This window comes from Pedobacter sp. B4419 (assembly GCF_059693725.1).
Window position 1 is genome coordinate 1,655,708 of sequence record NZ_JCASSL010000002.1, and the last position, 15,396, is coordinate 1,671,103.

15 protein-coding genes and 1 tRNA gene are annotated in these 15,396 nt (G+C 41.6%); 5 read left to right on the forward strand and 11 right to left on the reverse strand.

Features of this window, described 5'->3' with window-relative positions; translation table 11 throughout:
- Positions 1-18: 18 nt before the first annotated feature.
- On the reverse strand, positions 19-1,116 hold the full coding sequence (locus AC570H_RS18630; protein WP_497357635.1) for a slipin family protein: 1,098 nt from the start codon (positions 1,114-1,116) through the stop codon (positions 19-21).
- Between the two features lie 343 nt (positions 1,117-1,459).
- Positions 1,460-1,523: transfer RNA gene (locus AC570H_RS18635), tRNA-OTHER, on the reverse strand.
- Positions 1,524-1,945: 422 nt separating this feature from the next.
- Between AC570H_RS18635 and AC570H_RS18640 the strand changes: the two genes are divergently transcribed.
- Positions 1,946-2,980 carry a helix-turn-helix transcriptional regulator gene (locus AC570H_RS18640; RefSeq protein WP_497357637.1) on the forward strand — a complete coding sequence of 345 codons (1,035 nt, stop codon included), beginning with the start codon at positions 1,946-1,948 and terminating at the stop codon, positions 2,978-2,980.
- Positions 2,981-3,056: 76 nt separating this feature from the next.
- Here the strand turns inward: AC570H_RS18640 and AC570H_RS18645 are convergent, their stop codons facing one another.
- Both AC570H_RS18645 and AC570H_RS18650 read right to left on the reverse strand, forming a co-directional pair.
- Positions 3,057-4,637: a peptide chain release factor 3 gene (locus AC570H_RS18645; protein WP_497357639.1), complete on the reverse strand. Its 1,581-nt coding sequence runs from the start codon at positions 4,635-4,637 to the stop codon at positions 3,057-3,059.
- A gap of 483 nt (positions 4,638-5,120) precedes the next feature.
- Positions 5,121-6,518, reverse strand: coding sequence for a DUF6600 domain-containing protein (locus tag AC570H_RS18650; protein ID WP_497357641.1), 1,398 nt, complete (start codon positions 6,516-6,518; stop codon positions 5,121-5,123).
- Between the two features lie 261 nt (positions 6,519-6,779).
- Between AC570H_RS18650 and AC570H_RS18655 the strand changes: the two genes are divergently transcribed.
- Entirely contained in the window at positions 6,780-7,493 is a 714-nt protein-coding gene (locus AC570H_RS18655; RefSeq protein ID WP_497357643.1) for an SAM-dependent methyltransferase, read from the forward strand.
- Positions 7,494-7,561: 68 nt separating this feature from the next.
- Here the strand turns inward: AC570H_RS18655 and nadD are convergent, their stop codons facing one another.
- From nadD to AC570H_RS18680, 5 genes are all read right to left on the reverse strand, one after another.
- Positions 7,562-8,134: a nicotinate (nicotinamide) nucleotide adenylyltransferase gene (nadD, locus tag AC570H_RS18660; protein WP_497359172.1), complete on the reverse strand. Its 573-nt coding sequence runs from the start codon at positions 8,132-8,134 to the stop codon at positions 7,562-7,564.
- Positions 8,135-8,202: 68 nt separating this feature from the next.
- Positions 8,203-8,571, reverse strand: coding sequence for a four helix bundle protein (locus AC570H_RS18665; protein ID WP_497357645.1), 369 nt, complete (start codon positions 8,569-8,571; stop codon positions 8,203-8,205).
- 89 nt (positions 8,572-8,660) lie between these two features.
- A complete protein-coding gene (gene gmk / locus AC570H_RS18670; protein ID WP_497357647.1) occupies positions 8,661-9,227 on the reverse strand; it encodes a guanylate kinase in 567 nt (188 codons plus the stop codon).
- Between the two features lie 81 nt (positions 9,228-9,308).
- Complete coding sequence (locus tag AC570H_RS18675; RefSeq protein WP_497359174.1) at positions 9,309-10,172, reverse strand: YicC/YloC family endoribonuclease; 864 nt, start codon at positions 10,170-10,172, stop codon at positions 9,309-9,311.
- A 53-nt stretch (positions 10,173-10,225) separates the two neighbouring features.
- Positions 10,226-10,963: a lysophospholipid acyltransferase family protein gene (locus AC570H_RS18680; protein WP_497357649.1), complete on the reverse strand. Its 738-nt coding sequence runs from the start codon at positions 10,961-10,963 to the stop codon at positions 10,226-10,228.
- Between the two features lie 72 nt (positions 10,964-11,035).
- On the opposite strand from AC570H_RS18680, the gene AC570H_RS18685 reads away from it, so the two are divergent.
- The 3 genes from AC570H_RS18685 to AC570H_RS18695 are packed head-to-tail and all read left to right on the forward strand — an operon-like array spanning position 11,036 to position 13,192.
- The gene (locus AC570H_RS18685) at positions 11,036-11,761 is read left to right on the forward strand and encodes a hypothetical protein (RefSeq protein ID WP_497357651.1); all 726 of its coding nucleotides are present in this window, start codon (positions 11,036-11,038) and stop codon (positions 11,759-11,761) included.
- Positions 11,758-12,492, forward strand: coding sequence for a hypothetical protein (locus tag AC570H_RS18690; protein WP_497357653.1), 735 nt, complete (start codon positions 11,758-11,760; stop codon positions 12,490-12,492). Before AC570H_RS18685 ends, AC570H_RS18690 begins: the two co-directional genes overlap by 4 nt.
- On the forward strand, positions 12,485-13,192 hold the full coding sequence (locus tag AC570H_RS18695; protein WP_497357658.1) for a hypothetical protein: 708 nt from the start codon (positions 12,485-12,487) through the stop codon (positions 13,190-13,192). Before AC570H_RS18690 ends, AC570H_RS18695 begins: the two co-directional genes overlap by 8 nt.
- A gap of 117 nt (positions 13,193-13,309) precedes the next feature.
- Here the strand turns inward: AC570H_RS18695 and rnc are convergent, their stop codons facing one another.
- Both rnc and fabF read right to left on the reverse strand, forming a co-directional pair.
- The gene (gene rnc / locus AC570H_RS18700; RefSeq protein ID WP_497357660.1) at positions 13,310-14,038 is read right to left on the reverse strand and encodes a ribonuclease III; all 729 of its coding nucleotides are present in this window, start codon (positions 14,036-14,038) and stop codon (positions 13,310-13,312) included.
- Between the two features lie 84 nt (positions 14,039-14,122).
- On the reverse strand, positions 14,123-15,376 hold the full coding sequence (gene fabF, locus AC570H_RS18705) for a beta-ketoacyl-ACP synthase II (RefSeq protein WP_497357662.1): 1,254 nt from the start codon (positions 15,374-15,376) through the stop codon (positions 14,123-14,125).
- Between the last annotated feature and the right edge of the window lie 20 nt (positions 15,377-15,396).

The following is a 15,396-nucleotide window of genomic DNA, read 5'->3' on the forward strand; positions in this document are numbered from 1 at the left end:
GGAGCATCTAAATTTAATTTATTTCACAAAGATTTGTTTCAATTGGTCTACGATTTGCCCACTACCAGACAAGCTGATGGTGTTTATTTTTTCGGCAATCTTTTCCACGTACTCCATTTCTTTCAATTTGTACAACATGGCGTTGTCTTCCATTAATTTGGCAGTGTTTAACAAGCTTCTGGTAGAGGCTGTCTCCTCCCTGCGGGTAATGATATTGGCTTGTGCCCTTTTCTCTGCCACCAAAACCTGATTCATGATTTCCTTCACATCGCCTGGTAAAATAATATCCTTCACGCCACAGTTGGTTAAGCTTACGCCTAATGCCTCTATTCTGCTTGTAGCAATAGCCATTACTTGCTCGGCAACTTTTTCTTTGCTTTCCATCAGCTCATCAAAAGTCATCAAGCCTACACATTCTCTCAATGCCAATTGGATGGTAATGTACAATTGCTTGTCGAACGTTGCATTTTCCAACAAAGCCTTGATAATATCAGTCACTTTGTATTGAATGCTAAAATTGATTCGCAACTGTGCTTTATCTTTGGTTAATATCTCTTGACCAACAATTTCCATATTCAATTGTCTCATGTCGGTTTTCAATACCTGAACAGCAGTGCTGTTTTTCCAGTATACATAGTTGCCTGCGGCCAAGGTTCTTTCAAATTGACCATCGATGAATAACAACGCGCCTTCGTACGACTCTACTTTGTAGGCCCTAATGAAGTTGATCAATGGGGCACGATCAAGTAAGTTCTTGTCAACAGTACTATCCACTTCAAGCTGGCTGGTGTCAACTTTGATAAAGCTATAGGTAGATAAACCTTTCCAAAAAGCGTGTCTTCCGGCGGTTAATACTGTTTTAAAGTTGTTGTTGCGATAGACCAAGGCCAATTCGTTATCGGCCACCTCTACCACATGTACCAAGTTTGCAAAATCTGTATTGATCAGCAACACATCTAATTCGGCAACGGTGTAATAGTACTCCTTGCCCATATCGTACGAGGTTACGGTTTCGCCAAAACCCAACCAGTAGGCTCCAGCAGTTAGAACTCTAATTAATTCTCCTTTTTTGAACACCAATCCAACATAATTGGTGTTAATTGTTACTTTTTTCATGTTTTTTTGGCGTTTATTTATTGTTTAATTAATTCTTTTAAAAAGCATTGCCTCAATGCGCCATTTGTAATTGGCGGAAGTAAAAGGATGTTGAACTGTTTTAAAAATGAAAGCTGATACAGTTGGAACAAGGAGCGTTAATGCGTTCCGAAATGACCAGATTTGATTTGTAAAGCCTATTCTCATCGGTTCTACCTACAAAGCGAACTGCAAACTTGCCTTTTGGTTGCCCATTAGCCGGATGCATTGCTACAATGCTTTGTAATTGGTGAGAAATTTGAAGTATCTCTTCTTTTAAGATGGATCCTAATTCCATTGCATTACCCTTATGCGATTCCAATTTTGGGTCGGAAGCAGGATTCGAACCTGCATAGGTGTTGTTACTCTGACCAGCTGAGTTATCCCGATTGCTCGGGAGCGGGATTTGAACCCACGCACACAACGTGTTAGACATACTATCATTATGCTCGTCAGTATATAAGTTGCGATTGCGCTTATACTTTGGGGCTGTACTGAAACCCTCAACCAAGGACTGCATTTTGCGAGCTGCCATCCCAACTTTCGTCGGGATATCTTTATATTATGTATTGAACATTTCTCAAAGAACAATGATCGACCAGCGACATTACAAAGATGCCAGTACCACTGCGCAGCATATTTGCGCAATTAAAAAATAATTCAACTTTTTAATTAACTTACTGATTATTAACTTAATAAATTTTTAATTTCAAAAAAATATGATGAACTGCGCAATTCTATTGCGTAGTTGGTTGGCGCTTTGCTATATTTAGCTAACAGATTTTGGCCTTGAACTTCTAATTTTTATCAAATGGCAATCAATAAACTGGCGCTGATTCGCTATAAAACCATCGACGATTGTTTGAAAAACCGATTCCGTAAATGGACATTGGAAGATATCATTGAGAAAGTGGCTGATACGCTCTATGAACTAGAAGGAATTACCAGTGGCGTGAGCAAACGTACCATTCAGGCCGATATCCAATTGATGCGAAGCGATAAACTGGGCTACAATGCACCAATAGTAGTGAAAGACCGTAGGTTTTATGCGTATGAAGACCCTAATTTTAGCATTACCAAAGCGCCTATCAATAATGCAGATGTAGACAAGATGAAAGAAATAGTAGGGGTGCTGAAGCAGTTTAACGCCTTTAACTACTTTGATGAGATGAGCGACATGATTGCCCGTTTGGAAAATAACCTCTACAAATCGACCCAACAGAGCGGCAACCACATCCAGTTAGAAGGAAACAAGCAAACCAAAGGGCTGGAATATATCCCCAAGCTCTATCAGGCCATCTTAAATAAACGGGCCTTGCTCTTGGAGTATAAATCGTTTAAAGCCAAAGATTCGCAGCAAAATATCTATTATCCCTATTTGCTAAAAGAGTACCGCAACAGATGGTTCCTGATTGTAAAGACCAAGAAGAGATCGGTGATCCTGAATTTGGCGCTTGATCGGATCATCAGCTTTCAGGAACTGCCCAATGAACCTTTTATGGAATATGATGGTGTTGATTTTGATCGGTATTACAGTGATTTGATCGGCGTGACCAAAAGCATGAAAGACAGGGCGCAAAAGGTGATTTTGGAATTTAATAATGCAAATGTCCCTTATGTACTAACCAAACCCCTGCACGAATCGCAGGTGCTATTGCGCGAAGGCGAAAAAACCTCTATCATACGAATAGATGTAGTGTTGAACTTTGAGCTGGAACGCGAAATATTAGGCTTTGGCGAATGCGTAAAAGTGCTGGCGCCAAGGTTGTTGATTGCTAAAATAAAGCACAGACTGAAGCATGCCTCTAGCTTGTATAGTGAAGAGTCCGAAGTCAATAGTCTATAGGTTATTGGCTAATAGTTAGGTAGGCTATAGGCCATCGACTATTAACTATCAACCCTAATCGCCACGTGCCGGTCGCCTACTTAAATTCGCTGGTTTTATGAAAATCGATATCAGGGTAGTCCTGTTTGGTCAAATTAATCATGTATTCACTATCGGCCAAGTAAACGGGATTTGATTCTTTGTCTAAACCAATGTGTTGCTGTTTGCGTTTAACAAATTCATCCAGCTTCTTTTTGTCGCCTGAAGTTACCCAACTCGAACGGGTATAGCTTAACGTTCTAAAGCGACATTTGGCACCATACTCGTGCTCTAGCCTAAAGTTGATCACCTCAAACTGGAGCTCGCCAACGGCACCAATCACCTTGCGGTTTCCGGGCTGCATCACAAATAATTGGGCAACCCCCTCGTCTGTTAATTGCTCTATGCCTTTTTCGAGCTGTTTGGTACGCATAGGATCCATGTTTTCAACTTCTTTAAAGATGGATGGAGAAAAACTCGGAATGCCTTTAAAATGGAGCTTTTCGCCTTCTGTTAAGGTATCGCCGATTTTAAAGTTGCCACTATCGTATAAGCCCACCACATCGCCTGGCCAAGCTTCGTCAACAATGCTCTTTTCATTGGCCATAAAATCCATGGGATTGGCAAATTTTAGCTTTTTATCCTGACGGGTATGGTAATAGAATTTGTTGCGCTCAAATTTTCCAGAACAGATCCGCAAGAAAGCAATCCTGTCGCGGTGTTTGGGATCCAAATTGGCATGGATCTTAAATACAAAGCCGCTAAAATTCTTCTCATCTACCTTAACGTCGCGTTCCTCTGCTTCGCGTTGCTTAGGGCTAGGAGCGATGTCGATAAAAGTATCCAGCAATTCTTTGATGCCGAAATTGTTAATGGCACTTCCAAAAAATACTGGAGCCAATAAGCCTTCAGTATATAATGATTTATCTACCTGACCGTAAATTCCATCTACCAATTCTACATCATCCTGTAGGCCTTTTACTTCGCTTTCTTTAAGATAATCCAGCAAAGCTTCGTCCTTCAAATCGTTTACTGCCACTACCGAATCGGTTACTTTAACCTTGTCAGAATTGAATAAGTTCAGATGGTTATTGTAAATGCTGTACACGCCTTTAAAGGTATGTCCTTGACCAATTGGCCAGCTCAACGGGCAGAGGCTGATGTTCAGTTTGTTCTCGATTTCATCTAACAGATCGAAAGGCTCTTTACCTTCGCGGTCCATTTTATTAATGAAAATGATCACCGGTGTGTTGCGCATGCGGCAAACGCCCATCAGTTTCTCGGTCTGCTCTTCTACGCCTTTTACGCAATCGACTACCAAAATTACACTATCAACAGCCGAAAGGGTGCGATAGGTATCCTCAGCAAAATCCTTGTGCCCTGGTGTATCTAAAATGTTGATTCTTTTGCCGTTGTACTCAAAGCCCATTACCGAAGTAGCCACCGAAATGCCGCGCTGCTTCTCGATTTCCATAAAATCGGAAGTACTGCTTTGGTTGGCTTTGTTCCGTTTAACGGCTCCAGCGGTATTGATCGCGCCACCAAAGAGCAAAAACTTTTCGGTTAGCGTTGTTTTTCCCGCATCGGGGTGACTAATAATAGCAAATGTCTTTCTTTTTTCTATTTCAGGATTAACCATGGATTTGTATTGAGGTGATGGGCAGAAACCAATTTAATGTATTACAGCAGGTGGCTTTATAAAAAGCGAAGAGGGAACAATAGGGCTGTGGCTTGTTTCATGCGGGGCAAAGGTACGGATATTTTGGAAGAATTTTATCATGAAGCAATAATGCACTATATATCATACGCTATTTTGTGCGTTAATAATAATGGACTATGCGTGTGGTAATTAGCCATGTTTTCGCTTCGCGGACAAACTTTTTTCCTATAGATGAAAAAAGTATGCAAAAAAATCCACGACTGCGCCCAGTGCTTTAAAGCCAATGCCATAGCTAATTAGTGCTTGCCGCACAGGCCAAGGTCGGGTTTAGGAGAACGGAGATGTATTGATAAGGCCAATGTTGGGAGCAAATAGCATAATGCCTGAAAATTATTGTTATGAAAGCGCATAAAAAAAACCGGTGGTTAAACCGGCTTTTTTGTTGTTCATACTAAATTATGTTTAGCCTCTGCCTGGACGGCCACCGCGGCTTTCGCTTCCTCGGCTACCACCACCGCCACCACGACTTTCAGAACCCGAACTCCTTTGTGGAGGTGCTTGTTGCACACGCTCGGTACGTTGAGGCTGTGCTTGTGGCTGAGGTCTTTCCATTCTTTGTTGTGGCGCCTGTTGAACAGGTTGTGGACGTTCAACACGTTGTTGCTGTGGCTGCGCTTGTGGCTGAGGCTGTTGAGGCATCTCACGGCCGCGTTCCATGCGTTGTGGCATTTGGCTACGGTCAACACGTTGAGGCTGATTGTCGCTATTCTCGCGACTTCTGCCAAAAACACTAGGCCTTTGGTTAACGGTGTTGTTATCTCCAGTTGGTGAAGTAACGCCTGTGCGGTTATCACGGCCTTGTGGAGCACTAACATCGTTGTTTCCTCTTCCTGGACGGGTCGACATGTTGTCGTTGCTCCTGCCGGCATTCACATTGCCGTTATCACCCCTGCTCATACGGTTAGGTACGTTGCTGTTGCTTCTGTCGCCAAAAGTGCCATTGTTGTTGTCGCCTCTGCTTGGACGGCTGCTTACTACACCATTGTTGTCGCCCCTACCAACCACGCCACGGCTAATGTTGCCTTGAACTGCGTTTCTTGGCGCAGGATTGTTGTTAGCTTCGCCTCTGGTTGGACGTGGGCTATAGATGTTCACTGTGTTGTTTTCAACCCTGCTTGCACCTGGCCTGCTGCTTCTGCCAATGTTATAAACAGTGACATTCTGATTGGTTGCACGTCTGATATCGTCGGCTCGTGGACCAGTGTAATAAGTTCTGCTGCCACGAACATAAGTGTTGTTAATGATTACTGTGTTTTGGATATAAACACGGTTTCTGCTGGCATAATAACGTGGATAGCTGTTGTAGTAGATATTGCTATATGGAATAAAGTTCCAGCAATAGTCAGGTACGCGATAACCGCCATGGCCAATGTTAATGCCTATGCTGATGCTTGGTCCCAATGGAGCCCAGCCATAATAACCGCCACCGCTTCTCCAGCTTACCCATGCTGGTCCCCAAACAGTGTCTGGAATCCAAATCCATTGGTTGTAACGGTTATATACCCAACGGCCGTAGTGGAAAGGAGCCCAGCCCCAATCGTAGTTAGACACCCAAGTATTTCCATACTCAGTCATTGCCCAACGGCCATTGCTGTAATAAGGCCTAAATTCTTCTTGGTCTACATCAGGACGCCAAACGTAGCCGTACTGCGGATCTTGGATCCAAGTGCCATAAGGCGACAATTCATCATAGAATGATTGTAAGGACACGTCCTCATTTTGCGCCATGACTTTTTGAGTGGTTCCGGTAAGCAGGAAAACAAGTCCCAACATTACCGACAATTTGATCATGATTTTCATTTTGTGTGTGTTTAAATTTATAATTAACCTAACGCTGTGTGTATATCAATTTGAGCACCATTTTTAACAAAGGATTAATCCTAGCTTAATAATCTTTGCTAATTCTAATGAATCAACGTATTTCTTTACAGTTAAGTGTTTAAACACAGTACATTAATTGGCAAGATCCATGTGTTAAAAACAAGTCATCGGGAACTAAATTTGCTACATTAGCTTAAATAAAGCCCTTAAAGTGTAGCTTTGTAGGTTCAAAACCCAGTTATGCAAAAAGGCACACTTTACCTTATTCCTGTTCCCTTGGCCGAAAACGCGGCTCAAAAATCTTTTACTCCTTTTTTGGTTGATACCATCAACGCAATCAAAACCTATATTGTGGAGAATGAAAAAACCGCTCGTAAGTTTTTAAAGGAAGCCGGATTAAAAACACCGCAAAGCGAACTGCTTATCCATGATTATGGCAAGCATAAACGTGGCAACAGCCTGGTTCCCTTTTTTAAGGAGCTGATGTCTGGTGCTGATGTAGGCCTAATGAGCGAAGCGGGATGCCCTGGCGTAGCCGATCCTGGCGCAGAGATCGTTGCCGAAGCACATAAAAGAGGGATCAAAGTAGTGCCTTTGGTTGGACCAAATTCGATGATCCAAGCCCTCATGTCTTCTGGCTTTAACGGACAGAGCTTTACTTTTCATGGGTACTTGCCAATTGATAAGGTAGAAAGGGCTAAACGAATTAAGGATCTGGAAAGTTTGTCGTTAAAAAACAGGCAAACCCAACTCTTTATGGAAACTCCGTTTAGGAACAACCACTTGTTGGATGATGTGCTTAAAAACTGCCATGGCAGTACCCAGTTGTGTATTGCCTGTAACATTAATGCAGAGGATGAATTCATCAAAACGCAGGCTGTGGGCGCATGGCGACAAGAAAAAATAGACCTGCACAAGAAACCTACGGTATTTTTGTTGTTTAAAGCTGGATAAGTTGGTGAGGCGGATTGCAAATCCGCAGTTATGTGGATCGAGAAGGCACTTCTCGACCAGCTCGATTATTAGCGGTACATATTTTTCTTTTCGATAAACTCCAGTACATTATCAGGCACAAAAAACTGGATGTTTTTGTTGTCTTTGATCGCTTTGCGGATGAATGTAGAAGAAATCTCCATTTCCGGAGTATCGGTAAAGGTAATAGATGGATGATTTTCCCATTCGCTTAAATCAGATCCGGGGCGAGGATAGACAAAAATGTGGTAATCTTTAAGCAGCACCTCGTAATTCTTCCACTTTTTGAACGAAGCCAGGTTATCGGCACCCATGATCAATACGAATTCCCTTTCCGGGTAACGCTCATGCAGGTGTGTTAAGGTGTCTATGGTATAAGATGGCTGCGGTAATTTGAATTCGATATCGCTCACCTTAATTTGAGGCGCATTTTCAGTAGCCAGTTTAGCCATCTCCAAACGGTCGTACATATTAGCCAAGCCGCTTTTTAACTTGAGGGGATTATGCGGAGAAACCACTAGCCAAACCTCTTTTAATCCACTAAACGTAGCCATGTAATTGGCAATAATCAAATGTCCAATATGGATAGGATTAAAGGAGCCGAAGAAGAGTCCAGTTTTCAGTTGGCGGTTTTCAGTTGGCATGTCAGTTTTCAGTTAGTAATTATCAGTTTTCAGTTGGGAGGGTTAAATTATAGACAACCGTATTTTTCAGGATTGTTCATCATGTGGTTTAAAAGTTTTCCCACCTCATCTGATTGGGTAATTAATTCATTATAAGTTTTATTATCAATATAGCGACAAGAGAATGCAAATTTAAGCCAACCTTTAGTTTCGCTGTTTTCCATATCGCTATCTGTCAATTTGCTGATGAAGTGTGCTTTGTATCTTCTTTTTCTATAAGATTCAATTAAACAAATGTTGGTCGATCTAGATGATCTTCTGATTTGGTCGGTTAGAGAATACATTTCTTCTTTCGGGAATAGCTTGCTTAACTCAAATATAGCCATTGCCAATTCAAATGACTTTTTATAAGCCAAAAGATCATTAAAATCGCCCATAGATAGATAGTTTAAACTAAATATAAGCTTTTTAATGAAAATTTTTGATGGGCTAAGTGAACTGAAAACTGAAAATTGAGAACTGCGAATTATCTGGCCAGAAAATCGCCAACCAATTTCTCGGCTTCAGCACAAGCGGTTTCCAAATCGAAATTTTTGAGCACAACGTCGAATTTATCGGCGTATTGCAGTTCCTTTTCGGCTTTGGCAAAACGCTCTTGCAGTTTTTCCTGGCTATCGGTACCGCGACCAGTTAAACGTTCTTTAAGCACGGCTAACGATGGAGGCTGCACAAAAATAGCCAATGCATCGTCTTCGTATTTTCTTTTTAAACGCAGGCCGCCTTCTACATCAATATCAAAAATCACATGTTTGCCGGCATCCCAAATCCTTTCGATCTCCGAACGTAAAGTGCCGTAGAAAGTGCCGTTATAAACCTCTTCAAACTCAACAAACTCTTGGTGGGCAACTTTATGCAAAAATTCTTCCTTGCTGATGAAATAATAGTCGTTTTGGTGTTTTTCATTGCCTCTCAACTCACGGGTGGTGGCCGAAATAGAAAAGCTCAGTTGCGGAAATTTCGTTAAAAGGTGTCTAACAATGGTAGTTTTGCCAGCTCCAGATGGCGCTGAAAATATAATGAGTTTGCCTTGCATTTTGTAGTGTTTGAATGTTGTAGTGTTTGAATGTTGAAAGGTTGCGGGGAAATAATATTACAACCTTACAGCTTTTCAACTTTACAACACATTTAACAGTTGTTCTTTAATTTTTTCTAGTTCTTCTTTCATGCCCACTACCAATTGCTGTATTTGTGCATCGTTGGCCTTGGCACCCATTGTATTGATTTCACGACCAATTTCCTGAGAGATGAAACCCAGCTTTTTGCCATTGGCATCCTTGCTCTTTAAAGTCTCCATAAAATAATCGCAATGGCTCTTTAAACGGGTTTTTTCTTCGGTAATATCTAATTTGTCGATATAATAGATGAGCTCCTGCTCAAAGCGGTTCTGGTCTACATTTACCTTGCCCACGGTTTCTTCTAAAAACTGGGCTAAACGAGCCTTGATTTGAGGTACCCTTAACGGAGCCAGCTTGTCTACCTCGGCAAAAAAACTAAGAATGTTTTTGATGCGAAGCTCTAAATCGGCCTTTAAAACTTTGCCCTCGTCTTCCCTAAACTGATTAAAATTGGCCAGGGCCTTTAAAAAAGTCTGGTGCAATATTTCCCATTCTTTTTCGTCGCCTTCTTCTTCCTGGTAAGAAATTACCTCTGGAAAATTGAGGGCAACCTGCAGTAAGTTACTCGAATTGGCACCTAAAGAAGCGTTAATGGCTTCCAGCTGCTTATAATAATTGCTGAGTAAGGTTTGGTTAATCGTGGCGCCTTTTTGGGTTTCGTCAGCGCGCTCGATGTTGATAGCTGCACTTACTTTGCCACGCTCAATTTCCTTGCTGCAAGTATTGCGCAACAACAGTTCCTTATCAGAATAAGCCCTTGGGAGTTTTAAGTTCAGCTCTAAGAATTTAGAGTTCAAAGATTTGATCTCAACAGAAAACTTTACGTTTCCTTCGTCGGTAGCGGCCAAACCAAAGCCGGTCATCGATTTTATCATGTGCAAAGATAGTAAAATTAGCTAATTGGCTAATTAGCTAATTAAGAATGCCTTAAAATTGCTTCTTCCATTAAGCGGAATACTTTTTCTTTTAGTTGCGGAAGGTCGTCCATTTGGAGGCCTTTTACATCAACGGGTGTAATAAAAACCGTTGTCATTATTCCTGGATGGGCTTTTAGCGGCTTAACCCTTGGCAATAGTTCCCTGTTGTTAATGGTTACAAAAGGCATCAAGGTGGTTTGGGTTTCAATCGCAATGCGGAAGGCGCCATCATAAAAATCGGCCAATGGCTTTTCGGTTTTGTTCATGGTTCCCTCCGGAAAGATAAGGATGGATTGACCTTGTTTGATGGCCTCTTTTAGGGCATTTACAGATTGTTCCCTGCTTTCTTTCGAACTTCTGTCTATCATCACCACAATTCGCTTATAGATCCAGCCAAAAACAGGGACCTTTGCCATTTCTACCTTGCCCAAGGGACTAAAATACTGTGGAATGCTGATGCATACGGCTACGGCATCGAGGTAAGAACCATGGTTGCCTACATAAATATGAGGGATATTGCGGTTAATGAGGTGCTTGTGGCTGGTGCTGATCCAAAAAAATGAAGTAAGGCTAAATGCCCAAGCCCAGCATCTCAGAAAGAAGAGGCCGGTCTTCTTTCCGGCAGGTGAAGGTAAAAGTGTCGTAACCAATAAAAAGAAAGGCAAAGTGATGAACATCAGCACGATAAAAATCAATGCGGCGTAAATTAAATACAGTGCCGATAAAACTTTAGTCATTTATTAACGTTTTTTAACTTAAGGAGGTCGCAAACAATGCTTAAGTTTACAAAATAAATAAATTGCTCCGTAATGAAGTCTCCCCGCAAGATTTTCTTGTGCATTTTAGCGGTTTTGCTGCTTAATGTAACTCGCGGTTTTGCCCAGCAGGAATTTAAATTGAGTGGTGTTTTATTTGAAAACGGCGCTAAAATAAGAATTGCTTTGGCCGAAGTTTCGAATAAGCGAAACGGTTATGCCGTAGGCAGCAACGATTTGGGGATATTTGAGATCAGGGCTAAAGTTGGAGATACCCTGCTCGTTACCAAGCGTGGATATAATGACCTAACAGTGGTGGTGAGCTCTTCGAAAGACCTGGTTTTAAAACTGAACCGGGGAAATATGCTGAACGAAGTGCTGATTAAGGGCAAGGGAAAAGAGAAAGAGATGCAGGCTATCGAAAAGGATTTTAAAGACAAAGGTTCTTTTTATGCCGGCAAGCCGCCTCTTGGATTGTTATCGCCATTTGGAGGAAGTCCCTTGACTTTTTTATATGAATTGTTTGGCAAAACACCCAGGGATGCGCGGAGATTTAGGAAGTATCACCAAACTGAAAACGAGCTATCGCATGTAGATCAGTTTTTTAACAAGTCGATCATTACCAAAAATACAGGGCTGGAAGGAAAGGAATTAGAGGATTTTATGATCGCTTATAGACCAGACTACGAAAAGGCAAAAAGCTGGAATAGCTATGATGGCTTAAAATGGATTATGGAATCCTATAAAAAATATAAGGATAGCCTTAAAGTAACACAATGAACAATAAAATTAAACTTGGACTGGTTTTTTTTCTGGTTTCCTGCTTTTGGAGCCTGAATTTAAAGGCGCAACAAGAGTTTATGCTCAATGGTGTGCTGTTCGAGAACGGCACCAAGATCAGGATTGCCCTGGCCGAAGTAGGGAATAAGCGAAACGGTTATGTGGTAGGCAGCAATGACATAGGTCTTTTTCAGATCAGGGCCGTAGTTGGCGATACCTTGGTCATTGTAAAAAGGGGCTTTAACGATTTAACGGTAGTGGTTAAGTCGACAAAAGATGTAGTGCTAACGCTCAATCGAAGCGTAAATATGCTCAATGAAGTGGTAATTACGGGTGAAACCAAAAAACAGACCTTAGATGCCATTAAAAAAGACTTTAAGGATAAAGGTTCTTTTTATGGAGGAAAACCTCCTTTGTTGTCTTACATCTTTAGTCCGGTGACGGCTTTTTACGAGCTCTTTGGCCGTACGCCCCGAAATGCACGCCGGTTTAACAACTATTACAATGCCGAAATCCAGCAAACGCATATCGATCAGTTTTATAATAAAACGCTGATCAATAAATATACTGGGCTAGAAGGAAAGCAACTAGAAGATTTTATGATCAACTATCGCCCCGATTACGAGCAGGCCAAAAACTGGAACCAATACGATGGCATCAAATGGATTACCGAATCCTACAAAAAATATACAGATACCTTAAAAACGCCATTAAAAAAAACAAATGAGTAAGCTTAAAATTGGTTTACCTGTTTTGTTGGCCTTTCTCTTTGTAAAGATGGACGTGAAGGCGCAACAAGAATTTGTTTTGGGCGGAGTGGTGTTTGAAAAAGGAACAAAAACCAGAATTGGACAGGCCGAGATCAGCAACAGGAGAAACAAGTATAGAACCGTTAGCAATAATATCGGCTTATTTGATATTAAGGCTACTATTGGCGACACTTTGGTGGTGACTAAGCTTTATTACGATGATTTGGTGATGGTAGTTGGCGATAAAAACAATACGGTAATCAACCTGATTAGAAATGCAAACACCTTAAATGAGGTGGTGATCAACCATAGAAGAGTAGCTGACGATCTTAGAAGGGATTTTAAAAACAGTCCTCCCAGTTCGGGTAAGCCCTCGGCTTTGTCATATATATTTTCGCCCGTAAGCTCGCTATACAGTTTGTTAAGCACAGATGGGAAAAATGCCCATCGCTTTAGCAGGTACTATGCTTACGAAATGAAAGAAAGCGTAGTTGATCGCTTTTACAACAAGTCAATCATCAATAAGAATACAGGGTTGGAAGGAAAGGAATTGGAAAATTTTATGGTCAATTACCGTCCTGATTATGAAAAGGCCAAAAACTGGACCCAGTATGATGGCATCAAATGGATTACCGAATCCTATAAAAAATATACGGATACCCTTGGGAAGAAGATCAAGTGAGGTAAAAGACTAGAGGTAGAAGGTAAGATGGGAAATGGAAGATGGGAAAGGTAAGATGGAAGATGGGTGGAAAGGCAAGTCTTGATACTTGATACTCGCATCTTGATACTAACTAACCTAAATAACCAATGATTCGCAGGCCTTTTCGGCGGCCAATTTCTCGGCGTTTTTCTTGTTGTAATCTCTGCCTATGCCATGAATCTCACTATCGATGATGGCGTGGATGGTAAAGAGCTTCGTACTCTCGCCTTCGCCATTTTCTACCATGTCAAAAGCAATGTCTTTGCCATGTCGCTGGCACCACTCGATGAGTTTGCTCTTGAAATTGGTTTCGGTCATTTCGAGCGTGTGGATATCGATGTAAGGCTTTACAATCCTTTTAAGCAATAAATTTTTGGTGAAATTATAGCCCTTATCCAGATACACGGCACCAATTAAGGCCTCAAATGCATCGCCTAGCATAGAATGGTGCTTGGCCTGCAGACTTACCATTTTTTGGTCGTAAATAATCAGCTGGTCGAAACCCATTTTTCTGGCCAATTGATTAAGGTTGGCCCGGTTTACAATTTTAGAACGCATTTCGGTAAGGAAGCCTTCTTCTTTGTAGGGATAAGCTTTAAACAGGAGTTCGGCTATAACAGAGCCTAAGATGGCATCGCCTAAAAATTCTAAACGTTCGTTGCTGCTTCTGCTTCCATTTTTGAGCACTTTAGCTACAGAGCGATGCCTGAAAGCCATTTTGTACAAAGCCACATTGCCAGGCACAAAGCCCAAAATGTTTTTCAGTTTTTTTACAAACTCTTTGTTAGACGAGAAGTAAATCTTATATAAATCGAATAACGGCATCAAAAAATGTTACAAAAAATTACAGGCAAGCCAGCATTATGTATAAATATACAATACAAATATCGGTAAAGATAATGTTTTAGGTTACTCCTCGTATTTTTTGAAAATAACAGATGCGTTATGGCCGCCAAAGCCAAAAGTATTGCTTAGCGCTGCGCGAACGGTCCTTTTTTGAGCCTTGTTAAAGGTAAAGTTTAACTTCGGATCAAATTCTGGATCATCTGTAAAATGGTTGATGGTTGGAGGAACAACATCGTTTTTCACGGCAAGAATTGCGGCGATTGCCTCAACTGCACCGGCGGCACCCAAAAGGTGGCCCGTCATTGATTTGGTTGAGCTGATGTTCAGTTTATAGGCTTGTTCGCCAAATAAATCAACAATCGCTTTGCTTTCGCTAATATCTCCCAGTGGGGTAGAAGTACCGTGAACATTGATATAATCAATATCGTCAACGGTTAATTTAGCATCTTTTAAGGCGTTGGTCATCACCATTTTTGCGCCTAGTCCTTGAGGATGTGGGGCAGTAATGTGATTGGCATCGGCACTCATGCCGCCACCAACGATTTCTGCATAGATTTTGGCTCCGCGTGCCTTGGCGTGCTCGAGTTCTTCTAAAATAATCGTTCCTGCACCCTCACCAGCCACAAAACCGTCACGGTCTTTGTCAAATGGACGAGAAGCAGTTTGGGGATCGTCATTTCTGGTAGAAAGCGCGTGCATGGCATTGAAACCTGCCATACCTGCCTCGTTAATGATGGCTTCCGAACCTCCACTGATGATGACATCGGCCGTACCCAAGCGGATATAGTTGAAGGCATCGATCATGGCATTGGTTGAAGAGGCGCATGCCGAAACGGTGGCAAAGTTTGGTCCGCGAAGACCATATTTGATAGAGATATGCCCTGGAGCAATATCAATGATCATTTTAGGAATAAAGAAAGGGTTAAATCTTGGCGTTCCATCGCCCTTAGAGTAATTGGTCACCTCGTCTAGGAAAGTTTTTAAACCTCCTATACCGGCGCCCCAAATTACTCCAATTCGGTTGGTATCTAATTTTGAAAAATCAAAATTACCGTCTTTAACCGCTTCTTCGGTTGCTACTAATGCGTATTGTACAAATGGATCAAGCTTGCGGGCCTCTTTTTTATCCAAAAAGTCTTCCGGATTGAAATTTTTGACTTCGCAAGCGAATTTGGTTTTGAACTTTTCTGTGTCAAATCCTGTAATTGGCCCAGCGCCACTCACACCATTTAGCAAGCCATCCCAGTATTCTTGGATGTTATTACCAATTGGAGTGAGTGCACCTAAACCTGTAACTACTACTCTTTTTAATTCCATTTATACGTATTGTACGGAAA

Excerpts from the sequence above, each read along its gene's own strand:
- rnc (WP_497357660.1), bottom strand. The coding sequence starts at position 14,038 with ATGCCGTTATTCGATTTATATAAGATTTACTTCTCGTCTAACAAAGAG.
- AC570H_RS18685 (WP_497357651.1), top strand. The coding sequence starts at position 11,036 with ATGAAGTCTCCCCGCAAGATTTTCTTGTGCATTTTAGCGGTTTTGCTG.
- AC570H_RS18680 (WP_497357649.1), bottom strand. The coding sequence starts at position 10,963 with ATGACTAAAGTTTTATCGGCACTGTATTTAATTTACGCCGCATTGATT.
- AC570H_RS18645 (WP_497357639.1), bottom strand. The coding sequence starts at position 4,637 with ATGGTTAATCCTGAAATAGAAAAAAGAAAGACATTTGCTATTATTAGT.
- AC570H_RS18650 (WP_497357641.1), bottom strand. The coding sequence starts at position 6,518 with ATGAAAATCATGATCAAATTGTCGGTAATGTTGGGACTTGTTTTCCTG.
- AC570H_RS18690 (WP_497357653.1), top strand. The coding sequence starts at position 11,758 with ATGAACAATAAAATTAAACTTGGACTGGTTTTTTTTCTGGTTTCCTGC.
- AC570H_RS18640 (WP_497357637.1), top strand. The coding sequence starts at position 1,946 with ATGGCAATCAATAAACTGGCGCTGATTCGCTATAAAACCATCGACGAT.
- AC570H_RS18665 (WP_497357645.1), bottom strand. The coding sequence starts at position 8,571 with ATGGGCGATTTTAATGATCTTTTGGCTTATAAAAAGTCATTTGAATTG.
- AC570H_RS18655 (WP_497357643.1), top strand. The coding sequence starts at position 6,780 with ATGCAAAAAGGCACACTTTACCTTATTCCTGTTCCCTTGGCCGAAAAC.
- AC570H_RS18675 (WP_497359174.1), bottom strand. The coding sequence starts at position 10,172 with ATGACCGGCTTTGGTTTGGCCGCTACCGACGAAGGAAACGTAAAGTTT.
- AC570H_RS18630 (WP_497357635.1), bottom strand. The coding sequence starts at position 1,116 with ATGAAAAAAGTAACAATTAACACCAATTATGTTGGATTGGTGTTCAAA.
- gmk (WP_497357647.1), bottom strand. The coding sequence starts at position 9,227 with ATGCAAGGCAAACTCATTATATTTTCAGCGCCATCTGGAGCTGGCAAA.
- AC570H_RS18695 (WP_497357658.1), top strand. The coding sequence starts at position 12,485 with ATGAGTAAGCTTAAAATTGGTTTACCTGTTTTGTTGGCCTTTCTCTTT.
- fabF (WP_497357662.1), bottom strand. The coding sequence starts at position 15,376 with ATGGAATTAAAAAGAGTAGTAGTTACAGGTTTAGGTGCACTCACTCCA.